Below are 26,965 nucleotides of genomic sequence, written 5' to 3' on the forward strand. Positions count from 1 at the left end.
TAACACATTAAATGAGCCAACCTAAAAGCAAATTACTCATTGTATTGGCGTTCTTTTCTATATACGTCATTTGGGGATCAACCTATTTACTTAACAAAATTGCAGTAATGGAGTTACCTCCATTTATGCTAGCGTCAATTAGATTTACAGTTGCAGGCATCTTAATTTTTGGGATTGCAAAAACTATGGGTATCTCTATAAAAATAACCAAAAAGCAACTGCTTAATACAATGGTTGCTGGCTTTTTGTTTCTAACTTTTGGAAATGGAGTAGTGGTTTGGGCTTTAAAATATGTAGATAGTGGTTTTGCAGCTTTAGAAATTTCAGCACAACCTTTGGTTATTCTTATTTTAATGAGAGTTTTACAAGGCAAAAAAATACAACCTATGTCATTAATAGGTGTTGCTCTAGGTATTGTTGGTATTTACCTTTTAGTAAGTCAAAAACAAATTATAGCTCAAGAAAATTCCATACTAGGCATGATTATGATTTTTGCTTGTATGCTAAGTTGGGCTTATGGTAGTTTGTTTGTGGGTAAAGCCGATTTACCAAACAACTATTTTATAAATACAGGTTATCAAATGTTTACAGGTGGCATTATGCTTTTCATTGCTAGTTTAGCTTTTGGAGAAAGGTGGTCCACACCTAATGTTTGGAGTATTGACGTTCAAATATCTATGGTATTGCTTATTCTATTTGGAAGTATTGTTGCGTTTACCTCATTTAATTATTTACTAAAAGCCGTATCTCCTGAAAAAGTAGCGACATCTACTTATGTGAATCCAATAGTTGCGTTGTTTTTAGGATGGTATTTTTTAGATGAAGCGATCACAGTTCAATCAGTATTAGCAGCTGTAATATTACTTACAGGAGTGTACTTTATAAATACCAAAAAGAAACTTGTTCTATTTTCTAGATTCAATAGAAAGCAAGTGTAATTAATAGCACACATTGTTTTTAAGAATTATGGTATTCAGTTCATTCCAGATGCTATCATCAAAAGACTTTGGTGAAAACCTAAAAAGGAGTAGAGTAGTATTCTTGTCTTTACAGTAATGCTCTTCTACAGTGACATTTAATGTTATTATTTCTTTAGTTTTTAAACGGTCAAATGTTTTTAGTTTTCCTTTATAACTTGTCTTGGTTTTAACTAATAATACATTAGTTTTTAATATGTCATTTTCAATATTTCCATTTGTGTTCATATCCATTAAACCATCAAAATAAAGCTGTAAATCATTTTCCAAAGTATGCTCATCAATGTCAATTTCACCTTCTATATGCCAAACAAAAGCATAAGACCAAAACGTAGGACTATCTTTAGTTCCCCAACCTTTTGGAAATTGAGCTTCTTCAAAACCTGAATATGGAATATCCTGAGCAAAACCAATAGGAAACTTAAATACTTCCTTAGCCCAAGTACTATCTGTTACCAAAAGATTTTGATGCGTTTCATCTTGAGCGCTAACTAGTGTAGTTATTAAAATTGCAAAGCATATTAGTAAATGTTTCATTTTGTTTCGGTAAGTTTTAGAGTATGATTTTTAACGGTATCTATATTATTCAAATAGTCTTCAATAGGTTGTATTACTGTAATATCTGGCAATACTCCAGTTGTGTCAGGTAGTGTTTTAACAGCAACTCTACTTGCTGTATTAGCGACATAGTATTGTAGTTTTGTGTTCTTCAATCGACATACTGTTTGTCCTGCTGTACAAAGCTGATTAGAGCCTAATTCTTCTCCTACTATAGTTCCTAAGCTCAATTCTTTTGCTAAAGCCATAAAATGACCAGTTGTTGATTTTCCGTTTCCGTCAATCATAAAATACAAGTTACCTTTAAAGGTATTGGAAACTGGTTGGTGAATTTCATGTTCTGAGGAATGCATAGAGTTTACAAAGTATTTAAATGGTGCTTTCGCTAAATGCTTCAATAAGTAAATACTAGACTCCGCAGAACCACCTCCATTTAAACGTAAGTCAATAATTAGATTTTCAATGTTTCTGCTTTGAATCCTTTTAAAACTAGAATCTATAAAATCCTTAAACTCTTGAAGGTTATTCCATGGGTAATAGTTAAACGAACTAATAGTCATAAGTGCAGTAGCTGTATCATCATAAAACTCTAAACACAGATTAGCTTCACATGGTGTAATTGAATTATCTCTGTAAGGTGCCTTAAAATCTTTTGCTTTGTTTAGTATAATTGGATTCTCATTGCCTTTAATAGTAATCGTATACGCTCTAGGAAAACTAAGTGCATACGGAATAAGCTCAGTAGACCAACTATTAAAGAAATGCTTCTTGGTAGTCTCTGTATATCCTTGTGATTCAATATGCTTATAGATGTCATTAACAAGTTTTGAAACCGTTATACCATTAATACTTAGTAGTTCGTCTTTTGGTTTTACCACATCAGAATTACTCATTGCATCTACCACATAGAGTTTATCGTTTACCCAACGTGTTTGCAATGGAAAAATAAGGCTAACATCCTTTAGCATTTCACTCTCTTGCCAAAATCCTCCCAATGTAGTATGTGAACAATTGATACTTGCTATAATCTCACTACAATGCCATATAAACTGACCATAAGTAGTTTGTGGTGTTATCAGTGACTTTTTTTGATTGATAATAGCCCAAAAGTCTTCTTTAGAAATAAACTTAAGCGCATTAGGACTAATCTCTATTAATTTGTGTCCTAGTTGGTCTAAGTCTGCTTTGTAATCTTCAACAGAATACACCTTAACAAACTTTTCTTGTGGCGTAATCGGTTTCTTGTTTGGAAACTTAATGCGTTCAATCTGGTCTTCAGCATTAAAATTATCAGGATTCATAGCTAAAGACTTCTCATAGTTTTTCAGAGACAGTTCCATGTTTCCTTTTTTCATATAAGCTTCTCCTAAACTATCATACGCATTGGACGAATTAGGGAACTGTGACGCTATCAATTTAAAAATTTCTAAGGCTTCATCTGTTTGATTATTCCATAAAAACCCATAACCATACATGGTTAGTTCATCTTCATTATCAAAATTATACGCTGTTGGTTTTTCCTTCTTTAGCTTCAAGTAAAGTGCTACTTGTTCTTCAATTGGCAAATGACCATTAGCTTTTAATTCCGCAGAAATAGAACGCTTTTCAGTATTATCATTAGTTGAAGCTTCAACTGTTACTAAAGGTGTTGCAGTCTTATTGGTATTACCACAACCTAGCAGAGTAGTGGCAACACCAAATAAAATAGGGAGAAATGATTTGAGCATATTGATTTAGTAAAATAGTTCAACTTCAAACTCAATAGCATCAGAAATAGCATAATCCTTAACATCTATTATGCTTTTAGCACCATACATAATATTCCATTTTGTACGATCAATCTTAAACTTAGTAACCAGCTTTCTGTCGTTTCCCATCATGCTAAACTCGTTCTCCACTAAAGCTTCAAAACGTATGGATTCTGTAATGCCTTTGATAGTGAGATCTCCATCCATATGTATTTTGCCATTGTCCATATACCTTGCCTTGGTAATTACTAGAGTAGAAGTAGGGTACACTTCAACATCAAAAAAATCGTCATTCTTTAGATGGTCAACTAAGTTCTGACTAAACTCTCCATCGGTATTGATAATGGTATTCATATCAACTGTAAAGCGTCCACCAGTAATATAGCCTTTATCACTTTCTAGATAACCTTCTTTAAATTTAACTGTTCCGTGGTGCCCTCCAAAACTAAACAACATAGAACTATTCCAGTTTATGACACTCTGTTCAGTATCTATAGTAAAGTTGTTTTGTGCGTTAAGGGTTAAAATACTTAATGACACTAGTAATAATGCAATAACAATTCGTTTCATGATGATATGATTTAAAATTCATCAGTAAAACTAGCAGGAGCAGTGTTTTTAAATGTCAAAAAAGTGTAAAAGAAGTGCAAATAGTTTCAAAAATTAGATGGAGAGGGCAATTATCAATAATTCGGCAATGCATTATAGCGGTAATTTTTTCCTTTAATGGTTTTTGGTGTCCTTTTATCGTAAAATTATTACGTTCATAAGATTTTTATGTTTAAAGCGTGTTAGTGCGTTAATTTTGAAAGGATTAAAAGTATGATGTCCCATGAAAAATGTATTTACACTTTTGTTTTTAACGTTATTTGCAAGTACTGCTTTTGCACAAAACACAATGTTAACCGCAAGTATTGCAGATGAAATTCCAACCAACTATAAAAAGCGTAGTCCTGTTTACGATTACACCGAAGTTAACTTAAACAATGTTGACACAATTCCAGGGTTTGACGCTACAACCAACAAACTTAAACTTACAGGAACCATTTATTTAAGTGATGGTGTTACACCTGCAAAAGATGTTGTGTTGTATATTGAACATGCTGATGAAGCAGGAGAGTATGACATTAAAAAAGAACATGGTAAAAAGTATATTGAACATAGAGGTTGGGTAAAAACTGATGCAAACGGAACATATACTTTATACACTTTTATGCCTGGAGAAGCCATTATTCCTATAACACAACCTGAAAGACGAAGCCCAAAGCAAATCTTTCCTATTGTTAAAGTTCCAGGAGAAAAAGCCTATAACTTATCTGCGTTCATGTTTGACAATGACCCATTAATCACAAAAACCTGTCGTAAACGCTTAAAACGCAAAGGTATTGATTGCTTATTGACTACCACTCAAGAAGGCGATATGCTAGTTGCTACAAAAGATATTATATTAAAAGCAGATGCTGCTGCTTATTAGCAAATTGTTCTTTTTCAAAACTTAGTATTCTTATAGTAAAGACAAGTTGTTTGATTGATATTTTGTATTTTTAGTATTCACTAATAATCCATTGTATTATGAACACAACAGTAGTTAAGGCTTATGGTTCAGAATCTCCTGAAGCCGATTTAAAACCTTTAAAAATAGATAGAAGAGAAATAACACCAACAGATGTTGAAATCGACATTTTGTATTGTGGTGTTTGTCATTCTGACCTACACTTTGCTAAAAATGATTGGGGAATGACACAGTACCCAGTAGTACCAGGTCATGAAATAGTTGGAAAAGTAACCAAAGTAGGAGACAAGGTTAGCAATTATAAAGTAGGTGATTTGGTAGCTGTAGGTTGTTTGGTAGATTCTTGCAGAACCTGTAATAATTGCAAAAACGACTTAGAACAATACTGTCCTGAATGGGTTGGTACCTATGGTGGTTTTGATAAACACTTACAAACCAATACGCATGGAGGCTATTCAGAAACTATAGTTGTTGATAAAGACTTTGTACTCAAAGTCCCAGAGAATTTAGATTTAGCAGGCATTGCTCCTGTATTGTGTGCAGGTATTACCACATGGTCACCTTTAAGACATTGGAATGTTGGTAAAGACAGTAAAGTAGCTGTTGTAGGGCTTGGTGGTTTAGGCCATATGGCTATTAAACTAGCACATGCTTTAGGTGCACATGTTACATTATTTTCAAGGTCTACTAATAAAATAGAAGACGCTAAAAGCCTAGGAGCAGACCAAGTTGTGATTTCAACAGATGATGCGCAAATGCAAAGTGTTGCAGGCGCGTTTGATATTATTATTGACACTGTTCCTTATGTGCATGATTTAAACCCATACATAGGCACACTAAACACCAATGGTACGTTAGTTGTTGTTGGTTATTTAGGACCATTAGACCCAATGTTGGTAACCGTTCCAATGATTATGGGACGTAAATCGGTTGCAGGTTCTTTAATTGGTGGAATTACCGAAACCCAAGAGCTACTGGACTTTTGTGGTAAGCACAATATTACTTCAGATGTTGAGGTGATTAACATCCAAGAGATAAATACTGCCTACGAACGTATGCTAAAAAGCGATGTGAAATATCGTTTTGTGATTGATATGAAGTCAATTAAAAATTAATTTCAAAAAAAGCTCTTGACTAAAATTAAGAGCTTTTTTTCATGATTGCTCATAAATCTTCATCTATAAAATACCCCAAAACGTATAGTCAATTCTCTTAACTGTCTATTACACTTTATTAAGATAGCTGTTTGTTTCACTTTTGATGTGTAAATTAAAAATACACGTTAAATGAAACGACTTCAAATACTATTAATGCTCTTTTTAGTTCACATAGGGTTTTCGCAAACTAATGACCTAGCAACTAAAAAAATATGGACACTACAAGACTGTATTAATTATGCTGTAGAGAACAATATTTCAATTAAAGATGCTACTTTAAACAAATCTCAAGCAGATGTTAATTATCTTGAAGCTAAATCTTCAAGATTACCAAACCTAACAGGTTCAGCATCTCAAAGTTTCACAAACGGTAACTCTATAGACCCAATCACTAGTGATTATGTAAGTGATCAAATTCACAGCACAAATGTTAGTTTAAACAGTAGCATAACCTTATTTCAAGGTAATCAAATTAATAATCAAATAAGTCAAAATGCTTTATTGATAAGCCAAAGTCATTTTTTAGAAGAAGAAGCCAAAAATAACATCATACTAAGTGTTTTAGAAAACTATCTTCAAATTTTACACGCTAAAGAGGGAATAACCATTGCGGAAAATAATTTAAAGTCTACTGAGCAAGAAGTGAAACGAGCTAAAGCTAGATTAGATGCAGGAACTATAGCACTAAGCGATTATACAGAAGTTCAAAGTCAAGCCTCAACCAATAAGTATGCATTAATAAATGCTAAAAACACATATCAACAATACGTTATTGCTTTAAAACAATTACTTGAGCTAAACCCTACTCAAGATATTGAAATTGAACCACTAGACAATGACATGGAATACTCTTCCATATTGTTAGACAAACATGTTATATACAATAAAGCTCTAGGTATTTTGCCAGAAGTAAATGCTAGTAATATTGCTATTGAAGCTAGCGAAAAAGATTTAGACATTGCAAAAGGTGGTTATCTTCCAACACTGTCTTTAACTTCTAGTCTTGGTACAGGATATACTAGTATAGATAGCAACACCTTTTCAGACCAATTTAATGTGAATTTTAATCAACGAATTGGTTTATCGTTAAGCATTCCTATTTTCAATAGAAACAAAACCAAAGCTGCAGTAAAAACGGCTAAAATCAATATTGAAAAAGCAGAAATAGCAAAGCAAAGTACAGAAAAGGAAATTTACCTTAAAGTAGAAACTGCCTATCAAAATGCTCTATCTGCTCAAGAACAATTAGTAGCAGCAGAATCTTCTATGGAAGCTGCTAAACAATCTTATGAATTGGCACAAAAAAAATACGAATTAGGCGGATTAAGCACTACAGATTTGGTCATAAGTCAAAACACATATACTAGTGCGCAACAAGACTATTTACAAGCAAAATATTTAAACATACTTTATCATCAATTACTAGAATTTTATCAAGGAAACGCTATCACACTTTAATTATAAAAGAAATGAAAAGAAATAAAAAAACACTCATAGCAGGTATCTCAGTAGCCATAATTGCACTGGTACTTTATAACATTTTTAAACCAAGCGAAACTGTTTTGGTAGAAGCTAAAACTATCGAAGCTACTACTGGCAATGTAACCACATTAGTAACTGCAACAGGTACTATTGAGCCAATAACACAAGTCGATGTTGGTACACAAGTTTCTGGTGTGGTAGAAAAAATATATGTAGACTATAACAGTGAGGTTAAAGAAGGTCAATTAATTGCAGAGCTAGACAAAACTAATCTTAAAGCAAAAGTTATACAAGCTCAAGCTAATTATGACAACGCTTTGAGTCAAAAAAATTATACCGAGTCTATATTCAACAGACAGAAAACACTCTATGACAATAAAGTAATCAGTAAAGCAGATTATGACGACGCGCTGTATAGCTTTCAAACAGCAAAAGGTACTGTAACACAACGATATTCTGAGCTTCAAACAGCAAAAACAGATTTAGGCTATGCTAATATCTATTCACCTATTGATGGTGTGGTGTTATCTAGAGATATAGACGAAGGGCAAACCGTTGCAGCAAGTTATAGTACACCAACACTGTTTACCATTGCACAAGATTTAAAGGAAATGCAAGTAGAAGCTGATGTGGATGAAGCCGATATAGGCAATGTAAAAGAAGGACAGCGCGTAACCTTTACAGTAGATGCATACATTGGTGAAACCTTTGAAGGCGAAGTAACACAAGTTCGTCTTAATCCTACCACAACATCCAATGTGGTAACATATACTGTAGTAATAAAAGCTCACAATTCAGATTTAAAATTAAAACCAGGATTAACAGCTACTATTTCTATATATACTTTAGAGTTAAAAGAGGTGTTAACAACTGAAGCTAAAGCAGTAAACTTCAAACCTGATCCAGCAATAATGGCTCAATATTTAGAGCAAAATAACTTAACAATGCCAGAGCGTTCTCAAAATGGTGGTCCAAGAAACAACAAAGAACAACCAAATGAAGAAACCACAATGCTTTGGGTATTAAATAGTGATAAATCCATAACACCAAAACCTGTAAAATTAGGCGCAAGTGATGGTGTTAATGTGCAGATATTAGAAGGTGTTTCTATAGGTGAACAATTAGTATATAGCTTAAAAGGCGGAAACGCAGCAACATCAGGAGCACCACAAGGTTCTAATGAGAGTCCGTTTATGCCAAAACCACCTGGAGCAAAAAAATAAAACATCATGGCTAAAGAAACGATTAAAATAGAAAACTTGAAGCGCCAATTTACCATGGGTTCTGAAACGGTTCACGCGTTAAAGGGCATTTCATTTACCATTGAGGAAGGCGAATTTGTAACCATAATGGGTTCTAGTGGCTCTGGTAAAAGTACCATGTTAAATATTCTAGGTTGTCTAGACCAACCTACCTCTGGTAATTATGAAATTGATGGTGTAAAGGTGAAAAATTTGTCTAAAAATGAATTGGCAACTATTAGAAACGAAAAGATTGGATTCATTTTTCAATCCTATAATTTACTAGCAAGAACAAGTGCTATAGAAAATGTAGAATTACCCTTATTATATAATAGCAAAGTAACTTCTGAAGAGCGAAGGAAACGAGCAATTAACGCCTTAGAGATGGTTGGTTTGGGCGACAGATTGTTTCATACTCCTTCGCAACTTTCAGGAGGACAACAACAGCGTGTTGCTATTGCAAGATCTTTGGTTAACAATCCTGTCATGATTTTGGCAGATGAAGCCACAGGAAACTTAGACACCAGAACATCGTACGAAATTATGACCTTGTTTCAAGAGCTCAATAAAAAAGGGATTACCATCACCTTTGTAACACACGAGCCTGATATTGCTACTTTTAGTGGTAGGACCATTGTTTTAAAAGATGGCGAAATAATGCAAGATTATAAAAATCATAAGGTACAATCTGCTGCAGATCAACTCGCAAAATTACCTTTAGAAAATCATTTGTCATGAGACTATTAAACTTAATAAAAATAGCCTATAAAGCTATTATTCTAAATAAAATGAGAACCTTACTTACAATGCTGGGTATTATCATTGGTGTAGCCTCGGTAATTGCTATGTTGGCAATTGGTGAAGGTTCTAAAGAGAGTATTCGCTCTACAATCTCTAGTATGGGCTCTAATATGATTACCATAAGACCTGGTGCAGATGATAGAGGTCCTGCAAGAGGGAGTGGAGGTAATGTGCAAACCCTTACTTTAGAGGATTACAACGTAATTAAAGAAAAGGTTGACTTGCTATCAAACAGTACACCAGTTGTAAATAGCAATGGTCAAGTAATAAATGGATCAAACAACTGGCCTAGTTCTATTTACGGTGTATATCCAGAATATCTGGATATTAAAGTTGTAGGATTACAGAGTGGAAGTATGTTTACCGATGCTGAAGTAAACACAGCATCGAAAGTAGCACTTATTGGGCAAACTGTTGTAGATAATGTATTTCCTAATGGTGAAGAACCTGTCGGACAAATGATTCGTTTTAACAACATTCCGTTTAAAGTGATTGGCGTTTTGGAAGAAAAAGGTGAAAACACCTTTGGACAAGATCAAGACGATATTGTAATAGCACCATTTACAACCGTTCAAAAACGTATTCTGGCTATCGATTATTTAAATCAAATTATGGCATCTGCAGTTAGTGAAGATGATGCACCAGAAGCTGTAGAAATCATTACCGAAATTTTAAGAGAACAGCACAAATTACAAGACTTTGAAGATGATGACTTTACAGTACGTTCTATGGAAGAATTAATTTCAACCTTTAGTTCTACCAGTGAAATGCTAACCGTGTTGCTAGTTGCAGTTGCCGGAATTTCACTATTAATTGGTGGTATTGGTATTATGAATATAATGTATGTCTCTGTAAAAGAACGTACTAAAGAAATTGGTTTGCGTATGGCTGTTGGCGGAAAAGGTTCAGACATCTTAATGCAGTTTCTTATCGAAGCCATTTTAATAAGTATCACAGGTGGTGTTTTAGGCGTAGCTTTAGGTTTAGGTGCCACAGTTTTCATTGAAAATTTCTTAAATTGGCCTACAAGCGTGGCTATGTATTCTATTATTATTTCTTTTGCTGTATGTGCTATTACCGGAATATTTTTCGGATGGTATCCTGCTAGAAAAGCTTCTGCTTTAGATCCTATAACAGCTTTACGCTACGAATAAAATAGTCTTATGTCTAAAAACAATAAAATAACTCTATTTGCTCATGTACTAGTTTGGCTGGTATTATTTAGCATGCCTTATATTCTTTCATATGGGCAAGAGCAAGATATTAATAGAATAATTGCGCATTTTTGGATTCCGATATTCTTTTATGCTATCATTTTCTACATTAATTTTTTTATTTTAATTGATAAGTATTTGTTCAAAAAGGAAACTCTTCTTTTTATACTTATTAATGTCTTAATAATTGCTGTTTGTATTACGGCTAAAGAACAGATAGAAAGCACTATTTTTTCAGATTTAGGTCGTCCAAAAAACAATGATGGTAAAGGTCCACCATTAAAAATGATGATTTATGTGCAAATGTTTTCTTATTTAGCACCTTTACTATTCTCAATAGCGGTAAAAACGACCAAGCGTTGGGTAAAAACCGAAGCTGAGCGTAAGGAAGCTGCTAATTTTAAATTACAATCCGAGTTACAACATTTACACTATCAGTTACAACCACATTTCTTTTTTAATTCATTAAACAACATCTATGCGTTGGTAGATATTTCGCCAGAGCAGGCTAAAACTTCTATTCATAGTTTAAGTAAGCTAATGAGATATATGTTGTACGAAACTAAAGAGGAAAAAGTGGCACTAAACAAGGAAATAGAATTTATGACCAAGTATATAGAGTTAATGAAGCTACGTGTTTCGGAAAAAACTCTTATAAATTTTAGTTTTCCAAAAGATGGAAGTCATATTAAAATAGCTCCTTTACTGTTTATTTCATTAATAGAAAATGCTTTTAAGCATGGCGTATCTGCCAATCAAGACAGTAAAATTGAAATTTTAATGACTTTAGAAGGTGATAAGGTTATATTCAAAACGAAAAACAACAATTTCCCCAAAAACACTCAAGACAAAAGTGGTTCGGGCATTGGATTACAAAATCTAGAAAAACGTTTACAACTTTTATACGCAGGTAAACATAAATTTAACACTAGGGTAGAAAACAACCTTTTTATCGTAAATTTAGAATTAGAAACCATTTAAAATATGAATAGCTTAAAAATATCTTGTGTAGCAGTAGATGACGAGCCTATGGCTTTAAATTTAGTTGAAAGCTATATTGAAAAAACACCATTCTTAGAACTCAAAACCAAATGCAGTAGCGCTATTGAGGCAATGCAATACATTAATGAACACCCTGTAGACCTACTGTTTTTGGATATACAAATGCCTGATTTAACCGGAATAGAGTTCTCAAAAATGCTCCCAAAAAATACACGAGTAATTTTCACAACTGCTTTTGATCATTATGCTTTAGACGGTTTTAAAGTAGATGCTATAGATTACTTGTTAAAACCTTTTGATTATGCCGAATTTTTAACCGCAGCTAACAAAGCGTTAAAATGGTTTGAATTGTTAAATGGAAAAACCAAACAGCCTGAAATCGTCTCTAAGGAAAAAGAATTTTTATTTGTAAAATCAGAATACAAACAACTACGTATTAAACTTGCGGATGTATTGTATTTTGAAGGCTTAAAAGACTACATTAAAATTTGGTTAAAAGACGAACCTAAGCCAATTCTAACCTTAATGAGTTTAAAATCTTTAGAACAAGAATTACCAGAAACTCAATTTATGCGTGTACATCGTTCTTTTATTGTGTCTTTAAATAATATTGATGTTATTGAGCGTAGCCAAATTATTATCAACAAGCAACGTATTACTGTATCTGAACAATACAAGACTAAATTCTTAGAGTTTATAAATAACAACTCCTTAAACTTATAACCATATTAGTTGTTAAGTCTATAAAATTACCTCATTTGTAGATACAACTAACCATTACTTCTATTTCATTCGTTTTAAACCTGTGTTCAAACTACATTTACTCTATAATCGTAAATACCTATTTACTACGAGAGCAACGTTTAATTAAAAACTAATGTATTATGAAATCACTGTTTAAAAAAAGCATGTTACCTCTAGTACTGGTAATAGCAGTATCAACATCTTATAGTCAAACGCGAAGAAGTACAATTAATGAAAATAGCAGAACTTCAACTAGTACAAGAATTTCAAGTTCTAGAGTGACTTATAAAAAAGAAAAGACAAAAGTTGAATCGGTAAGAACTATACCTAATAGAACTGTTTTAAAGCATAATGGACAAAGCTATTATTATGATAACAACAAGTATTATACACTCTCAAGAGGTCGTTATATTGTAATTGCTCCAAAAGTAGGTTTTAAAATAAAAGTATTACCTGCTAACCATAAACGTATCAGCCATAGAGGGTTTAATTATTATTACGCTAACGGTATATTTTATGTTCACTTAAACAATGAATATGAAGTGGTTGACCCAGAAGTAGGAACCATTGTAAGTGAATTACCTTCTGGTTATGAAAAGGTAGTAATTGACGGTCTTACATACTATGAATATGCAAATATTTTATACGAAAAGATACAAGTCAATGGTACTAGAGCTTATGAAGTTGTGGGTATTATAGATATAGCTTCTTAGAAGATTTTTTTATTAAGATTGGTTAGTTTTTTTAAAAAAAAGCCAGTTAGTTTATTAATTTCTAACTGGCTTTTTATGTATTCAAGTTTTTTATTACTTCTTAACAATCTTCATTGCGATGTTTAACTCTGGGATGTTTAAAATATAAATACCTGATGCTAATGCCGACATATTGCCTATGGTTGTTCTACCATTAGTTAATGTCATTTCTTTACTGTACACTGTAGTTCCTAATAGGTTTACTATTTGAACAGTAGATTGAACCGAAGTTGGTAAACTAATTACTAAATTCAATTCGCTATTAAATGGAAGTGGAAATACTTTCACTTTACTTGTATTAGCGGTTAGGTCTTCAACACTAAGTGTAGGTCCTTGGTTACCTGGTGAACCAATAGCAGGTTCTCCCATATCGTTACCAGCTGTAGCAACTGGAGCGTAAGGTGCTTCTCCAATAATACTAAAGCCGCCTTTTTCAACATCATAAGACTGTCCTGGGTAAGCTGCCGTATCAGGATATGCTTCGGCATCAACAATAGTTCCTACAGTTAAAGGATTTCCAATCCATAGTGTTACCATATCACCACCACCAGAAAGACCAGCACCAGCGTATGTACCTATTTGCACATCAGTAAGGTTATAAACTCCTCCCCAAACAGCAATAAAGTTAGCTGTATCAGCAGCATCGATAGCTACAACAGACTCTCCTGGTTGTATTGAAGTAATACCACTTATTAATACAGCAGAAGCAGGATCTTGTGAATCATCATCAAAATATAATCCTCCCAAAGCTGGTGTCCAAGCTACTGGTCCGTTATTAGTAATTTCAAACCAGTCTGCTGTAAGGTTACTACCATCACCATTCCCTGGCCATATTTCAGTAATGTTTAAGATTGGACCAACAGGTTTATTGTATGCGTTAGGTGTGTTGATCGCTTCTCCTTCTACAGGAGTACCATCTGTAAAGCCTACAAGACCTTCACCATCAAAGTCATTTCTCATCCAATCAGCAGTAGTATCAGTATCTACACCATTAGGAATACGAGAGGCACCACCAACTTGAAAACCAATACCATCAAAGTTTGGGTCTAAATCTAAAGCATATACTAAGTCAGTTGCTCCACCATCTGAACTTGCAATACCATCTACAATTGTATCCCAATACTCAACATCAATAACACCATCGTCATTAGTATCAATATCGTCACCAATAACTCCTGTAAAGTTTTCAACTAATAATAAAGTTATTGTTCCGTTTTCAATAATGTTTGCTTGTAGAGGTGTAGTCCAAAATCCGTTTTCGTCAGTAGTTCCTAAAGTAAAGGTACCATCATCTATTAATCCTGTTGAACCACTATCACCTTCGATTTCTACAACAGTATATGCTGAGTAATCAGTGAAAGGATCTCCATAGATTTCAATATATTCAGCAGTATCACCACCTGTGTGGTCAGCCACAAATTCATTGATAACAGGTGTATTAATCACTGGTTCAGTTACAGCTCCTAGTGTTACTGTATCGCTTCTAAACTTTTTCCATTCAGCACGATGGTCTTTGTTTTCAGTTCCATCATTATAAATAACTGTAGCTCCTAAATCTACTAATAGCTTCACAGTAGCAGTATCACCATCAGTACCAATAAAGGTTGAGCTTGGTAATGCTACTAAACCTTCAAAAGAACCACTTGTGTTTAACGCTGATAAATCAGCACTTCTTAGTTCTGGTGTGTCCATTGCATTACCAGTCCATGTATATAATTTAAAGTCTGTTTGCACACTAAATGGACCACCAATTAGTATACATCCATCAGCATTACACTCCATGGTTCTTAAACTTCTTCCGTTTAAATCAATTAAAATAGGAGCTCCAAAAGTAGCAGAACCATCTGCCATTCCTGGTAAACTGGTAAAATTAGTAACAGGAATTACGATTGCTTTTCCTTCTGAAGTTGAACTACGCAATCCTAAATAAGCTGTTGTTGTACTATTTGGAGCTAAAGCTAATGCTTCAATTTCTAATATTGTACTCAAACCAAAAAAGTTAGCACCTAAGCCATGAGTATTACTGGCATCCCAAGCTAATAAGTCGTTATGTAAACTCATGTATTTATCGCCATAGGTAAGGGTAGAAGTAGCACCTGTTCCTGATAGAGTAGTGGTGAATATTAGAGATCTATCTTCTTCTGAAGTAGACCCAATCCAATAAATTGTGCTTCCTAATTGAAACGATCCTTCCAAATCAGCTTCTTCAGTAATACCAAGTGCAGTATTAAAATCTATTTCTTGAACTGGTAATCCTGAGTGATTTCCGTTATATAACCTTAAGGTTTGGTCTTCGTCATCACCAATCCAAATGTAATCGTCATCTATAGCAATACCTGTTGAACCATCAGACGCTCCTGTATGAAAACGACTTGTAGATGCTACTACAGAAGCTTCAGAAGCAGCATAACTAATGGTATAAGTTGCTGCATTCATATCAGTATCTTCAACAGTAACTGTAATAGTGGTAAACCCTAAAGCAATAGGAGTGATGGTAAGTTGGCGTTCGCCATTAGTTCCTGTTAATACTAGATTGGTATTAGGCACTATAGCTTCGTCGCTGCTAGTTGCTGTTACTACTAAATCGGCTAGTGGAGTTTCGGCATCATCAATTAAGAATGGAATACCTATTGTACTAGCAGGATCTGTAGGATCATTAATTACACCACTTACATAACCAGCATTTGTTTGCGGAAGGTTTAAATATGATGTTAAACTAGCTGTATTTACTTCAATAGTAAGGCTTGAAGGTGCTAATGGACCCATATTACCAGGAGACCCAACAGCCGATTCATTCATATCATTACCAGCAGTAGCCACAGGTTCATAAGGTAACTCACCAATAACACTAAAGTCGCCTTTAGTAACGTTATAAGACTGACCAGAATTAAATTCGGTATCAGGATAGGCTTCAACATCTACAATAGCACTTGCATCCACAGGAGCTCCAATGCTCATAAATAGTGTTACAGCGTCTCCGCCACCACCAAGACCAGCACCAGAGTAGGTACCAATTTGAACATTTGTTAAGTTATAGTATGCTCCCCAAACAGCAATAAACTCTGCAGTATCTGTATCGTCAATAGCTATCACAGCTTCACCAGGTTGAATACTAGTGATTCCGCTAATAAGCGCAGCATCTAAAGGATCTTCAGAAACATCATCAAAGTAGAGGTCTCCAGATACAGGAGTCCATAGTCCAGGACCTAAATTGGTGATTTCAAACCAGTCGGCAGTAAGGTTATCACCTTCACCATTCCCAGGCCATATTTCGGTGATTTGTAAATTTGGTAGAGCAGGACCCATATTACCAGGAGACCCAACAGCCGATTCATTCATATCATTACCAGCAGTAGCCACAGGTTCATAAGGTAGCTCACCAATAACACTAAAGTCGCCTTTAGTAACGTCATAAGACTGACCAGGATTAAATTCGGTATCAGGATAGGCTTCAACATCTACAATAGCACTTGCATCCACAGGAGCTCCAACACTCATAAATAGCGTTACAGCGTCTCCGCCACCACCAAGACCAGCACCAGAGTAGGTACCAACTTGAACATTTGTTAAGTTATAGTATGCTCCCCAAACTGCGATAAACTCTGCAGTATCTGTATCGTCAATAGCTATAACAGCCTCACCTGGTTGAATACTAGTGATTCCGCTAATAAGCGCAGCATCTAAAGGATCTTCAGAAACATCATCAAAGTAAAGGTCACCCATAGCAGGTGTCCAAGCAACATCACCAACATTGGTGATTTCAAACCAGTCGGCAGTAAGATTATCACCATCGCCATTTCCAGGCCATATTTCAGTAATTTGTAAAGAAACCTGCGAGAAACCAGCAAAATAAGTCAATAACAGGGCACTAAAAAGTGTAATTTTTTTGTACATAATGTTTGTTTTGGATTAAATGCTGAAATTACTCGTGACATATTATTACAATTGTAACTAAACATTATGTATTGGTTAACTAGAGAGATTTTAGAGTTAAATAATTGTTGTGTAGTATATAATACACAACACTAATAGATTAAATGGCATTAGTAAACTATGAGTTGTAGTTTGAAGTTTGTAGTAGTATTGATTAAGCAATGAATAGGTTATTACTATATAAAATTCTATTTTACATAATATAAATTATAGAACAAATGTTTATTTTTATTATTTATAACAAAGAAGCATAATGGTATTCCATTTGTAAGCTATAATGATATTATGTAAAATATCCCAGAAGCTACACGTTACTATTGAATCATTGTAACTTGAGCAACTAAACAAAATCGGTCTGCTACGCAGCGTTAATTCATTTGTATCTATAATTTGCCGTTATGTAAAATATCCGCTGCCAACGTTGATTGCTTTATAAAACCAAATTGCTGGATGCAATTTATTTTAAACACAATTTCCAGCCGCTTGCCAGCGCATTATAAAAGCTCTGCTTTTCGTCTTGTTGTAAAATTTGCGTATTCAATAAAATATACGTAACAAAAAATTTTACACGATTCTCGTCAACTTGCCACAAGAGTATAAAATTTCTCTGTGAGCAAATTTCTATACACTTGTTCTATGTAGAACTCTAATTCAAGTTTTCTTTCAGAACTATTAAGATTATGTAGAAATATTATGTAAAGTAGAAATCCTTAAGAAACTGTATTACTAAACCCCTAAAATATGACCGCTCCACTCTCCTATTGTTTTAACCAAAGTTTTATGAGGTCATTTAAAACACTCAAATCATATTAAATTATTAAAGTATATTTTCATAAATTACAATTTATAAATATTTAAGAATTATTATGACCAGAGACTTATCTGAAGAAACACTTGTTGTTGTACCAGCTTACAATGCTCATAATACTATACATAAAGTAATAGAACAAATATTTCAAAGTGGATTTAAAGAGATAATAATTAGTGATGATTGTAGCGCAATACCAATCTTACCAATTTTAAGTTCTTTTAAAAATCAAATAATTCTTATTGAACAACCAAAAAATTTAGGTTATGGAGGAAACCAAAAATTCTTATATGAATATGCATTAAAAAATAATTATAATTATATTGTTATGATTCATGGAGATTTGCAATATACTCCAACACTAATTCCTTCATTAGTAACAATGTTAAAATATGCAAAATACGACTTTGTATTTGGTTCAAGAATATTAGGAGGAAATGCGATTAAAAATGGAATGCCAATAATTAAATACATAGCAAATAGATGTCTTACATTATTTCAAAATATATTAACTGGTTATAAACTTTCAGAATATCATAGTGGATTAAGAGCATACAATATTGAAACATTAAAAAATATAAAATTTCATGAATTTTCAAATAATTTTATATTTGACAATCAAATGCTTTTGGCAATAATAAAAAACAAATATAAAATTGGAGAAGTTTCTTGTACAACTAAATATGATACTAACTCATCATCAATAAGTTATAAGGAATCTACTATTTATGCATTTGGAGTCATAAAGCTAACCTTAATTCATTTTTTTAAAAACATTCTTTAAAATAATAAACCTTAACACCATTAGATGAGAGTTCATCGATTAATTCAAACTCATAAACTTCATTAAAACTATCTATATCAATAATATCAAATCTGTTTATTAATATATTTTCTTTGTCTTTATGAAATTCTAAATAATTCTTTTGTGCAGAAATAATATCTATTAATTTATTATTAGAATTCAACATTGAAATTAAAACAAAATTATCATGAATTGCTATTTTTTTATCGCCTTTTGGTAATAAATCAATTTTTTTATTAACACTATGATATTCTGTAAATTCTTCTCGACCAAATTCTTTTAACATATCAAAGTTGTTAAAAGTTAAAAATAAACACATAATAAGCGTTAAAGGATAAACTATATTTTTAAATATCTGATTATTATTCTTTTTGCCAAAAATCATATATCCTATTAACAACGGAAGAGTATTAAACATATATCTAAAACTTTCAAAATGTGTTATTTTTCCGGCTTCAATTGCATATTGTCCTCTATAATGAAAACTATATAGTATGATAAAAGCTAACCAAATTGAAATTAAAATCAATGAATTTTTTGATGGTTTTTTTGATAACAATATGAAAATTAAGAGTATAAAAAAACCATCAAACCTAAAAAATGAAACTAAATATGTTGGAAATTGAAAAATGAAATAATCAATAGAAAAAGTACTCCTACCTAAATAGTTAGCTTCTAACCCTTCTGTATAAAAGGGGTTAATGATGTATTGCGATAAAATCAAGCAAAAAATGAAAAACAAAAATCCTAGATTTCTGGCTAGAGATTTAGGGTTTATAAGAATTAAAGTGCTAAGATAAATGAGGTTCTCTCTTTTGACAACAACTAATAATAAAAGTAAGGCAAAAGAAACCCATAACCACAATTTATTCCTTTTTAGTATATGTTGATGGAGACTTAATATAAAAATTAAAGCTACGCAAAATGATAAGTTTTCTATTAATCCACTATTTAGTACATAAACAACAGGTAAACAAGATATAAATGAAAACATAAGAGTTATGCCTAATAAATTATCTTTATATAATACAAAAATCAATAAAAAACATAATCCAAATAAAAGTGCATTTCCAAATTTATGTATTAAATATTGGTTTTGTACGTCGAAAATTTTTGCAACTGTAAACAGGTATGCAGAATAGCTAACATAATGTCCTGTATAAGATGAGACAGATATGCATTTACCATTAACTCTTGATTCACATCCTTGTGTCCTAAACTCTTTTATAAAAGGGATTAAATTCTCCTGACTAGAAACGTGAGAACTTATAAAAGAATCTTCATATTCGAATCCATAAAATTTTATTGATTGAAGTGGCTTGAATACTATAGCTAATCCTAAAACTAGTATAATACCCATTAGGTAAAACCTATGGCTTTTCCAAAAATGGCTTAACTTTAGCATATTTTATATTCCAAGTAAAGAATCCAGAGCAATCTTTTTTCATTAAGCATCTCTCACATTCAGGTTTAAAACTGTTTTTCCAATCAGAAATTGATTGTTTAGCATAACTCCAAAGTGATTCTGGAATATGACATAAAGGTGTATTATATATTGAAACATTATACTTCCAACTAGAAAGAAATTTTAATGAGGCAAGAAGATTTTCTTCTGCCATAGTTGTATTTTCTTCAATTAGTTCAGATTTATTAGCTTTAGTATAACCAATAATTTCTAACCCCATAAAAGTCACATGATAAACAAATGGAAAATTTTTATGTATAAATTTAGAAAGTGATAACAATCTAGGGTTCGAGAGTTTATGCAATACAACCCTTATTTCAACAGGAAAACCTAAACTACTTATTTTATGAATACCTAAACAAGTTTGATAAAATGCATCTTTAGCTTGAACTATATGATCATGTATTTTGTATACATCTGAATATAAAGGAATTGCAAAAACTACATTTTTTCTGTACCTAATATTACTTAAAGTATCAATTACATTTTCTAGGGCTAGCATTCTTCCGTTTGACAAAATTGTTATTAATAAATCCGGAAATTTATCAAGTATTTTGTTAATTAATAAGACTAACCTTTCACCTAATAAAGTTGGTTCACCACCTGTAATTGTTAAGTGTCTAGGAGAATTATTTAATAAATCTATAGTATAATTCCAAATAAGATAATTTTCTAAAGTATCGTCCACATCTAAAGGTGGTTGACTGCACATCAAACAATTTGAATTACATCTAATTGTTGCAAAGATAAAATTGTTGTTACTTTTAGTTCTATATACAGACCTAATTTTAGAGTTTTTGACAGAAATAATATCACCAATTTCTATATCATTAAGCCCTTTTATATTAGAAAGAGAATTATCTTCTAATCTATCAGTGCTATCCAGATAGAATAATTTAAATCTATCAGTTTTCAAGTCTTTTCCTTCTAAAATAACGGATAATTCTTGATTTTTAATTTCTTTAGATATAACACGACCAACAAATAATTCACTACTTGACATGTGTATTTTCCCTTTCCAAGAAAGTTTAATTTCCTCATTCATTATTTACCCAAGATTTAAAGATTTCTAATGTATCAGGCTCGTTATCTATCTTATTAAAAATTATATCTAAAACAGACATATTACGCTGACAAAAACTACTATCTGGGCGGAAACCATACATATCTCCTTGAGTTGCGTGATGCAAGACAGGGTCAGCACCACAATAAATGTTATATGCACATGTGCTACAACCTGCTATATAATCGTTAACACCAGCATCTCCAATTTTCTCTATAATTGGATTAGAAAGTAAAGTCTCCCAGTTATCGTCAACAGTACCTATCTGAAAAGTGAAATCTTTCATTTGTGCAAGCATTCTAGCTTCGTCAATCAAAAAAATTTTCCCATCATAATCGTAAACAATTACACTATTTATTAATCCAGACGGAGACATTAAATCAACGTAGTTTTCGGAATAAGCAGTAAGTATTTTTTTTAGAAGTATTGAGGTGTATGTTTCCTTAAAATATTCTCCGTTTCGATTTAGTTCTAATATGTAGTCTAATCCTTTACTATAAAATTTTATAAACTCAACAGTTTGATAATTGCTATTCTTGTTTTTAGTTGCAAAACCATAAGGAGAAATAGGTCTAAGGAAAACAGAATTAAATCCGAATTTTCTGTATTCATCAATTATTTTAATTGGATGTTGAAGAGATAAAGTTGTTGTTGTCATTAAAGCTGATACATTTTCTCTTCCAACAATATCAAAAGATAAATTTAATCCTTTCTCTACTAAAGAGTAGCTATTTCTACCTGGTCTCTTTCTATTATCATTATGTAATTCTTCGTGACCATCAAGTGAACAAGAAACGAGAATTTTTTCCAATTTACAGTATTCAAGAATTTCATTATTAATAGGAGCTAGATTTGTACAAATAACATAATTGATTCGTTTGTTTACTAACTTTGCTTTTTTTTTTGTGTAAGCTATAGCATCTTTGATCAAATCAAAAGCTAATAAAGCCTCACCACCTTGAAACTCCATAGTTATATCCTTTTCAGGAGAAGCAAGCATTAAATTAATACCCTTAAAAAGATTTAGGTGAGAAAAATCGAACTTCTCTTTATTTTGAGAAACTCTCGAAACTTGGCAATATTGACAAGTATGTTCACATCGTAAAGTAATGACAAAAATATGGAGTTGGGCAAAATTAAAAGCATTTGTCTTTTTTGCTCTATATCTATTTGCTAGTAATTCTAATGATTTAATGTCATCACTATCACTTATAATATGATTGCTTAACAAATCAAAATACAAACTCTCACTTATTTTATCAATTTTCTTTTCTAATAAATAATTAACAGTACCATTAGGTGCTATTAAGTAATCACCAACCATACTAATGAGAAGTTCTTTTCCAGAATTTAGCCTTTTAAAATTAAAAGGTAATAATTTTATATTGTTTGAAATTAAGTCGTTATAATATTCAAGGTTTTGAAATTTTCTAAATTCTTTTCTTAAAGTGTTAATTTCCATTTTTCTTTAAAATATTGATAGGATCATCGAATTCACCAATATCTTTAAATTTAATTAAATCTGGATAAAAGGCTTTTGAAACTACTAAATTCTTTATGTCTTTAGTTTCAATGTTAATTTGTTCTCTTAAAGAAAAATCATTTAATGATTTTATAAAGTCTTTTTTTATAGTTTCATTAAAATCATCAGATGAGATATTGAAGAAATTTTCATCTTCAGTAAGTAGAATTTCAAAATCTTTGGAAAACCAATATATTGTATTCCTTATAGCTTCTAATTTATAAACACTTTTTTGTAAAACTATCACCATTAAACAAAAGAAGAAGAAGAGTGTGATGAATGAGATGAATGCGATGAGTGTGATGAGTGAGATGAATGTGATGAGTGAAAACAAGCAACACTATCTTCAAAATTGTTAAAGTTTACTTTAAGCGTAAATTCTTTTGATCTATTTTTATTTAAATCTCTGACATCAATAGATTTTAAATTATCTTTATCATTGTTAGTATCAGTTTTTAAATCTACAACAGCAGCAGAGGCTATTGTACTTGAACCTAATATTGAGCTTAAAGCTAAAAGAACCTTTTTATCCATTGATTTGTGTATTATATTGAAGTATAAATATATATAAACTCATTGAGTTTACAAAAAAAGAAAGCAAATAATATTTTTTTAAAAGTAACGTTATTACATTATAATATTATTTTTGATGTATTTCACATCATTTTGTTAAATAAACCCATTTCATACACATTTCCTCTTCGCTCCTATCTTCGCTTCGAGCAAACGTATTCTATTACATTTTTAAGAAAAATTTAGAAAGAAAAAAATAAAGAAAATGAAGTATTAAACTTTCGCTTTTTATCCAAAGCTCAAGTTACATAACGCGAGAACATTATAGCAAGTAAATCTATAAGTTGTATACGATTTATGTATTTTGAGAAAGAATATCCTATTTAAAAAAAAATAAGTTTTTAAGTGTTACTTATAAAGTAATTTTTAATTTTGAGAATATTAAATTAAATCCTTCCAAAAATGAAATCATTAATAATATTGTCCTTTTTATTTGGCATTACTTTTAATTCTATTGCACAGGAGTCTTCAATTAAAAGAGAACTTGATAGTTTGAAAACAGTACATGCTGTTTGTGATATAACTTCTCAAATAGGAAAAAACATAAAAACACATGATAGTTTAAGTAAGATTCAAGAGAAATATAAAAGTCAATATTTAGACATTCAAAGTTTTAAAATAGGAAGAACAAAATTAGATAAAGAAAAGCAAATTAAAGAGATAAATACTTTAATTGAAAATAATGATAAAGCTATTATTGAGAATCGAGCTTTATATCATAGTTTACTAGAAAAATTAAAAGTTGCAGAAGAAAAAGTTAAACTTCTGAATTGATTTATTTTTTATAAATAAGCCATCTCTCCCACTCTTCTCCTACTTTCCTTCGAGGTTTCTTCGGCAAACACCTTATTTTACAAAGAAATCCCGAAGCATTCCCGAAGGATTCTCGAACTACTGTATCTTTAAAATAATGTATTTCATCGGTATTTTTATACATTTTATCGATATTTTATATTTTTTTTACTACTTTAGTGATAGTCAATGTTTTAAATACAACTATTATGGGAACGTATAACAATGGAGTTTTGGGTGGTTTTTCTGGTAAGGTTGGTACTGTAGTAGGCAGCCAATGGCGTGGTAAACAAGTAATGCGCAGTGTACCAACAGCGTCCAAGAAGGCACCAAGTGCTGCTCAACTTCAACAACGTGCTAAGTTTAGTTTTGCGCTTCGTTTTTTAAATCCTATTAAAGGCTTGCTTTCCATTACGTTTGGTGATAATACAGGTAGCAAAACGCCTTTTAACAATGCCTTGTCCTACCATCTTAAAGAGGCTATAACTGTTACCGATACAGGTTTTGAGCTGTTATACTCTAAAGTGCTGATTGGTATGGGAGGCTTGTGTGGCATCAGTAATGCTGTGGTTACCCACTCCAACCCTACTACGCTTTCATTAACATGGCAAAACAATAGTAACGAGGGTTTAGCCTACCCAAACGATAGCCTAATTGTTATAGCTTATGCACCACAACTGGAGGCTTTTGAGTTTTTTATTGAGTGTAGTTTTAGGGAACTTAGTCAATGTGAACTTGTGTTTCCTGAGCATTTTCAAGGACATACGCTACAGCTTTGGGCTACTTTTAATAATGCTACTAAGGTGTTAAGTGCAACGAGTACGTATTTGGGTGCTGTTGTTTTGTAAGGGATGGTTAAGTAGTGTTGTTTGTTCTACCCTTCGACAAGCTCAGGGTGACAAGACGTGTTTGAGATTGCTTCGTTGCACTCGCAATGACATTGAGGAAAGATGTTGCGTCGTGGCTTGATCAAGACTATTTAAAATCAATGTTTATGTATAGGAATGTTAATATAGCTATCGTTATACCACTTTATTGTTAAAGGTTCTTTAGCATCTTTAATGGTTTCGTCACTTACGTCTTTTCCTGTACCATAGTTTATTTGTGAAAAAGGATGTTTTATTCCATTAACAAGAACAACTATTCGACTTCCTTTTTTTAGCATCTTACTCGTCATTCTAAAATTACTAATAGGTATTGCGGTCTTTTCATTTGGTGCTAACAAGTTTCTGTTTTCAATGTTTTTAGACATACTTGCTCTGGTTGTAAATGGCAGTGTTAAACTAAAAAATTGGCCGTCAGCGGTTTGTTCATAAAGCAACACATTACAATCAAAATCCTTTTTATTGATAGACAGATTTAAAACGCCACTTATCGCTCCTGTAAGCTCTGTATCTTCTTCAAAAGGTTCTGTTGCAAACGAGAAGCCTTGACCTACAGTTAAAGTATTTGATACAAGGTTACGATTACCACTTAAATTCCAAGAGAATTGACTACGATCAGACATATCAATTGTTTGTTCAATATAACTTGAGGCATCAGCTGTATGAACTAAACTAAAGTGTTCGTTTACATCTAAATTTCCTGTGTCATAAGTCGACTTAAACGCTACACCAGAACGTTGTTGACTTAAATACACCTTTAAAGTATCTGTAGCCATTTTATCTAATGAAGATGCATGTTTCCAAGTATTGGTACCCATAACTTGATAATTGATTTTATCCTTTAACAAAGCAGGTTTATTAGCATCTTTAAAAATATAATCAAACCATTGAAAGATGAGGGCTTTAATATCTATTTGAGCTACTGGGTCTATATCATAACCTAGAATGTGTTTTTCAGGATGTTCTTGCGCTCCAAAATGTGAATAAGGTCCTATTAAAAGGTACTGCTCAGCATTGGTATGGTATTGATAATGGGATTTTAAATAGTGCATTGTTCCAAATTGTCCACCATCATAATACCCTGTAGTACTTAAGATAGGTATATCTATTTTAGCAAAATCTGTTTTGTTATACAGTGTCATACCTTTCCAGTAGTTATCAAATGTTGGATGTTTCAGTTTTTCATTGAATCCTGGATTTGGAAGACCATCTAAACTATCTAAACGTTTATAAGCAACACCTTTTTTATACCAATCCAAATACAACTCATTCCAGCGTTTACCATTATAATACAAAGTGGTATCGAGGGTTTTGTTATTGGTTACATAATGCCACCAAGGATAATGAAAGTTAAAATAAACACCATTTTCCATAGGTTCAGCAATACCAGGAGCCGCAGCTACTGAAGGTACAATAGTTTTTAAAGCTGGATGTACTTTTTCTTTCATTGAAGCCCATTGTACAAAACCAGCATAACTACCACCATACATACCCACTTTGGCATTGCTCCACTCTTGCTTTGCAATCCAATCAATAACATCGTACACATCGTTGACCTCATGTACATAAGGTGTTATTGTATTTGGACTTAAATGTTTTCCTCGAGTGTATGATACCACACCTACATAGCCTTTATCGGCTGCTTCATAAGCTCTTTTGATATCATCTTTACGCGTATATATGGTATGGAATAGTATGGTTGGCTGTGGTTTTGTTTCAGCTTTACTCCTAACAATTATAGCAGATATTTTTGCACCATCTCTAGTGGTGATTAGCACAGAGTCTTGTACCAAATATGCTTTACCTTCTCTATTTACGGTTCTGGGTTCTTGTTGTGCTTCGGTTATTGAATTACAAGCAACCAACACTAATAGCAGTAAAAAAAATGTGCCCTTTAATAGTTTAAATACTCTCATTTAATTGTATTGGTT

The 26,965-nt window shown here is 32.3% G+C and carries 23 protein-coding genes; 13 read left to right on the top strand and 10 right to left on the bottom strand.

Features of this window, described 5'->3' with window-relative positions:
- Positions 1 to 11: 11 nt before the first annotated feature.
- The gene (locus tag A8975_RS05175) at positions 12 to 938 is read left to right on the top strand and encodes an EamA family transporter (RefSeq protein ID WP_134198929.1); all 927 of its coding nucleotides are present in this window, start codon (positions 12 to 14) and stop codon (positions 936 to 938) included.
- On the opposite strand, the gene A8975_RS05180 is transcribed toward A8975_RS05175, so the two are convergent.
- The 3 genes from A8975_RS05180 to A8975_RS05190 are packed head-to-tail and all read right to left on the bottom strand — an operon-like array spanning position 939 to position 3,853.
- Positions 939 to 1,514 (bottom strand): hypothetical protein, encoded by a 576-nt coding sequence (locus A8975_RS05180; RefSeq protein ID WP_134198930.1) that lies wholly within the window; start codon positions 1,512 to 1,514, stop codon positions 939 to 941.
- On the bottom strand, positions 1,511 to 3,262 hold the full coding sequence (locus A8975_RS05185) for a S41 family peptidase (protein WP_134198931.1): 1,752 nt from the start codon (positions 3,260 to 3,262) through the stop codon (positions 1,511 to 1,513). Before A8975_RS05185 ends, A8975_RS05180 begins: the two co-directional genes overlap by 4 nt.
- Positions 3,263 to 3,268: 6 nt before the next feature.
- Positions 3,269 to 3,853, bottom strand: coding sequence for a YceI family protein (locus tag A8975_RS05190; RefSeq protein WP_134198932.1), 585 nt, complete (start codon positions 3,851 to 3,853; stop codon positions 3,269 to 3,271).
- Positions 3,854 to 4,115: 262 nt separating this feature from the next.
- Between A8975_RS05190 and A8975_RS05195 the strand changes: the two genes are divergently transcribed.
- From A8975_RS05195 to A8975_RS05235, 9 genes are all read left to right on the top strand, one after another.
- Positions 4,116 to 4,757 carry a hypothetical protein gene (locus tag A8975_RS05195; protein ID WP_131506662.1) on the top strand — a complete coding sequence of 214 codons (642 nt, stop codon included), beginning with the start codon at positions 4,116 to 4,118 and terminating at the stop codon, positions 4,755 to 4,757.
- Positions 4,758 to 4,855: 98 nt separating this feature from the next.
- Positions 4,856 to 5,911 carry an NAD(P)-dependent alcohol dehydrogenase gene (locus A8975_RS05200; RefSeq protein WP_134198933.1) on the top strand — a complete coding sequence of 352 codons (1,056 nt, stop codon included), beginning with the start codon at positions 4,856 to 4,858 and terminating at the stop codon, positions 5,909 to 5,911.
- 171 nt (positions 5,912 to 6,082) lie between these two features.
- Entirely contained in the window at positions 6,083 to 7,411 is a 1,329-nt protein-coding gene (locus A8975_RS05205; protein WP_134198934.1) for a TolC family protein, read from the top strand.
- Between the two features lie 11 nt (positions 7,412 to 7,422).
- On the top strand, positions 7,423 to 8,658 hold the full coding sequence (locus A8975_RS05210) for an efflux RND transporter periplasmic adaptor subunit (protein WP_131506665.1): 1,236 nt from the start codon (positions 7,423 to 7,425) through the stop codon (positions 8,656 to 8,658).
- Positions 8,659 to 8,664: 6 nt separating this feature from the next.
- Positions 8,665 to 9,414 carry an ABC transporter ATP-binding protein gene (locus A8975_RS05215; RefSeq protein WP_134198935.1) on the top strand — a complete coding sequence of 250 codons (750 nt, stop codon included), beginning with the start codon at positions 8,665 to 8,667 and terminating at the stop codon, positions 9,412 to 9,414.
- A complete protein-coding gene (locus tag A8975_RS05220; RefSeq protein WP_134198936.1) occupies positions 9,411 to 10,631 on the top strand; it encodes an ABC transporter permease in 1,221 nt (406 codons plus the stop codon). The genes A8975_RS05215 and A8975_RS05220 overlap by 4 nt, the downstream gene beginning before the upstream one ends.
- 9 nt (positions 10,632 to 10,640) lie before the next feature.
- Entirely contained in the window at positions 10,641 to 11,672 is a 1,032-nt protein-coding gene (locus A8975_RS05225) for a sensor histidine kinase (RefSeq protein WP_134198937.1), read from the top strand.
- Between the two features lie 3 nt (positions 11,673 to 11,675).
- Complete coding sequence (locus tag A8975_RS05230; RefSeq protein WP_134198938.1) at positions 11,676 to 12,416, top strand: LytR/AlgR family response regulator transcription factor; 741 nt, start codon at positions 11,676 to 11,678, stop codon at positions 12,414 to 12,416.
- 161 nt (positions 12,417 to 12,577) lie between these two features.
- Positions 12,578 to 13,150: a DUF6515 family protein gene (locus tag A8975_RS05235; RefSeq protein ID WP_134198939.1), complete on the top strand. Its 573-nt coding sequence runs from the start codon at positions 12,578 to 12,580 to the stop codon at positions 13,148 to 13,150.
- A gap of 93 nt (positions 13,151 to 13,243) precedes the next feature.
- On the opposite strand, the gene A8975_RS05240 is transcribed toward A8975_RS05235, so the two are convergent.
- Positions 13,244 to 17,083, bottom strand: coding sequence for a T9SS type A sorting domain-containing protein (locus A8975_RS05240; RefSeq protein ID WP_134198940.1), 3,840 nt, complete (start codon positions 17,081 to 17,083; stop codon positions 13,244 to 13,246).
- Between the two features lie 905 nt (positions 17,084 to 17,988).
- Between A8975_RS05240 and A8975_RS05245 the strand changes: the two genes are divergently transcribed.
- Positions 17,989 to 18,714: a glycosyltransferase family 2 protein gene (locus A8975_RS05245; RefSeq protein WP_134198941.1), complete on the top strand. Its 726-nt coding sequence runs from the start codon at positions 17,989 to 17,991 to the stop codon at positions 18,712 to 18,714.
- Here the strand turns inward: A8975_RS05245 and A8975_RS05250 are convergent.
- From A8975_RS05250 to A8975_RS05270, 5 genes are read right to left on the bottom strand one after another with little or no spacing between them, the layout of a single operon-like run.
- Positions 18,698 to 20,095, bottom strand: coding sequence for a hypothetical protein (locus A8975_RS05250; protein WP_134198942.1), 1,398 nt, complete (start codon positions 20,093 to 20,095; stop codon positions 18,698 to 18,700). The genes A8975_RS05245 and A8975_RS05250 overlap by 17 nt on opposite strands.
- Before the next feature lie 10 nt (positions 20,096 to 20,105).
- Positions 20,106 to 21,245 (bottom strand): His-Xaa-Ser system radical SAM maturase HxsC, encoded by a 1,140-nt coding sequence (gene hxsC, locus A8975_RS05255; RefSeq protein ID WP_134198943.1) that lies wholly within the window; start codon positions 21,243 to 21,245, stop codon positions 20,106 to 20,108.
- Positions 21,238 to 22,725: a His-Xaa-Ser system radical SAM maturase HxsB gene (gene hxsB, locus A8975_RS05260; protein ID WP_134198944.1), complete on the bottom strand. Its 1,488-nt coding sequence runs from the start codon at positions 22,723 to 22,725 to the stop codon at positions 21,238 to 21,240. The genes hxsC and hxsB overlap by 8 nt, the downstream gene beginning before the upstream one ends.
- The gene (hxsD, locus tag A8975_RS05265; RefSeq protein WP_134198945.1) at positions 22,715 to 23,035 is read right to left on the bottom strand and encodes a His-Xaa-Ser system protein HxsD; all 321 of its coding nucleotides are present in this window, start codon (positions 23,033 to 23,035) and stop codon (positions 22,715 to 22,717) included. Before hxsD ends, hxsB begins: the two co-directional genes overlap by 11 nt.
- Positions 23,035 to 23,319: a hypothetical protein gene (locus tag A8975_RS05270; RefSeq protein ID WP_134198946.1), complete on the bottom strand. Its 285-nt coding sequence runs from the start codon at positions 23,317 to 23,319 to the stop codon at positions 23,035 to 23,037. The genes hxsD and A8975_RS05270 overlap by 1 nt, the downstream gene beginning before the upstream one ends.
- A 441-nt stretch (positions 23,320 to 23,760) precedes the next feature.
- On the opposite strand from A8975_RS05270, the gene A8975_RS05275 reads away from it, so the two are divergent.
- Entirely contained in the window at positions 23,761 to 24,132 is a 372-nt protein-coding gene (locus A8975_RS05275; RefSeq protein ID WP_131506676.1) for a hypothetical protein, read from the top strand.
- A gap of 227 nt (positions 24,133 to 24,359) precedes the next feature.
- Entirely contained in the window at positions 24,360 to 24,998 is a 639-nt protein-coding gene (locus tag A8975_RS05280) for a DUF6266 family protein (RefSeq protein ID WP_134198947.1), read from the top strand.
- A 137-nt stretch (positions 24,999 to 25,135) separates the two neighbouring features.
- Here the strand turns inward: A8975_RS05280 and A8975_RS05285 are convergent, their stop codons facing one another.
- Entirely contained in the window at positions 25,136 to 26,950 is a 1,815-nt protein-coding gene (locus tag A8975_RS05285; RefSeq protein WP_134198948.1) for a CocE/NonD family hydrolase, read from the bottom strand.
- Positions 26,951 to 26,965 lie beyond the last annotated feature (15 nt).

This window comes from Meridianimaribacter flavus, from assembly GCF_004366715.1.
GTDB classification, from domain to species: domain Bacteria; phylum Bacteroidota; class Bacteroidia; order Flavobacteriales; family Flavobacteriaceae; genus Gaetbulibacter_B; species Gaetbulibacter_B jejuensis.

What these genes read in the sequence shown, in the direction of transcription:
- A8975_RS05175 (WP_134198929.1), top strand. Translation starts at nt 12, where the DNA reads ATGAGCCAACCTAAAAGCAAATTACTCATTGTATTGGCGTTCTTTTCT.
- A8975_RS05180 (WP_134198930.1), bottom strand. Translation starts at nt 1,514, where the DNA reads ATGAAACATTTACTAATATGCTTTGCAATTTTAATAACTACACTAGTT.
- A8975_RS05185 (WP_134198931.1), bottom strand. Translation starts at nt 3,262, where the DNA reads ATGCTCAAATCATTTCTCCCTATTTTATTTGGTGTTGCCACTACTCTG.
- A8975_RS05190 (WP_134198932.1), bottom strand. Translation starts at nt 3,853, where the DNA reads ATGAAACGAATTGTTATTGCATTATTACTAGTGTCATTAAGTATTTTA.
- A8975_RS05195 (WP_131506662.1), top strand. Translation starts at nt 4,116, where the DNA reads ATGAAAAATGTATTTACACTTTTGTTTTTAACGTTATTTGCAAGTACT.
- A8975_RS05200 (WP_134198933.1), top strand. Translation starts at nt 4,856, where the DNA reads ATGAACACAACAGTAGTTAAGGCTTATGGTTCAGAATCTCCTGAAGCC.
- A8975_RS05205 (WP_134198934.1), top strand. Translation starts at nt 6,083, where the DNA reads ATGAAACGACTTCAAATACTATTAATGCTCTTTTTAGTTCACATAGGG.
- A8975_RS05210 (WP_131506665.1), top strand. Translation starts at nt 7,423, where the DNA reads ATGAAAAGAAATAAAAAAACACTCATAGCAGGTATCTCAGTAGCCATA.
- A8975_RS05215 (WP_134198935.1), top strand. Translation starts at nt 8,665, where the DNA reads ATGGCTAAAGAAACGATTAAAATAGAAAACTTGAAGCGCCAATTTACC.
- A8975_RS05220 (WP_134198936.1), top strand. Translation starts at nt 9,411, where the DNA reads ATGAGACTATTAAACTTAATAAAAATAGCCTATAAAGCTATTATTCTA.
- A8975_RS05225 (WP_134198937.1), top strand. Translation starts at nt 10,641, where the DNA reads ATGTCTAAAAACAATAAAATAACTCTATTTGCTCATGTACTAGTTTGG.
- A8975_RS05230 (WP_134198938.1), top strand. Translation starts at nt 11,676, where the DNA reads ATGAATAGCTTAAAAATATCTTGTGTAGCAGTAGATGACGAGCCTATG.
- A8975_RS05235 (WP_134198939.1), top strand. Translation starts at nt 12,578, where the DNA reads ATGAAATCACTGTTTAAAAAAAGCATGTTACCTCTAGTACTGGTAATA.
- A8975_RS05240 (WP_134198940.1), bottom strand. Translation starts at nt 17,083, where the DNA reads ATGTACAAAAAAATTACACTTTTTAGTGCCCTGTTATTGACTTATTTT.
- A8975_RS05245 (WP_134198941.1), top strand. Translation starts at nt 17,989, where the DNA reads ATGACCAGAGACTTATCTGAAGAAACACTTGTTGTTGTACCAGCTTAC.
- A8975_RS05250 (WP_134198942.1), bottom strand. Translation starts at nt 20,095, where the DNA reads ATGGGTATTATACTAGTTTTAGGATTAGCTATAGTATTCAAGCCACTT.
- hxsC (WP_134198943.1), bottom strand. Translation starts at nt 21,245, where the DNA reads ATGAATGAGGAAATTAAACTTTCTTGGAAAGGGAAAATACACATGTCA.
- hxsB (WP_134198944.1), bottom strand. Translation starts at nt 22,725, where the DNA reads ATGGAAATTAACACTTTAAGAAAAGAATTTAGAAAATTTCAAAACCTT.
- hxsD (WP_134198945.1), bottom strand. Translation starts at nt 23,035, where the DNA reads ATGGTGATAGTTTTACAAAAAAGTGTTTATAAATTAGAAGCTATAAGG.
- A8975_RS05270 (WP_134198946.1), bottom strand. Translation starts at nt 23,319, where the DNA reads ATGGATAAAAAGGTTCTTTTAGCTTTAAGCTCAATATTAGGTTCAAGT.
- A8975_RS05275 (WP_131506676.1), top strand. Translation starts at nt 23,761, where the DNA reads ATGAAATCATTAATAATATTGTCCTTTTTATTTGGCATTACTTTTAAT.
- A8975_RS05280 (WP_134198947.1), top strand. Translation starts at nt 24,360, where the DNA reads ATGGGAACGTATAACAATGGAGTTTTGGGTGGTTTTTCTGGTAAGGTT.
- A8975_RS05285 (WP_134198948.1), bottom strand. Translation starts at nt 26,950, where the DNA reads ATGAGAGTATTTAAACTATTAAAGGGCACATTTTTTTTACTGCTATTA.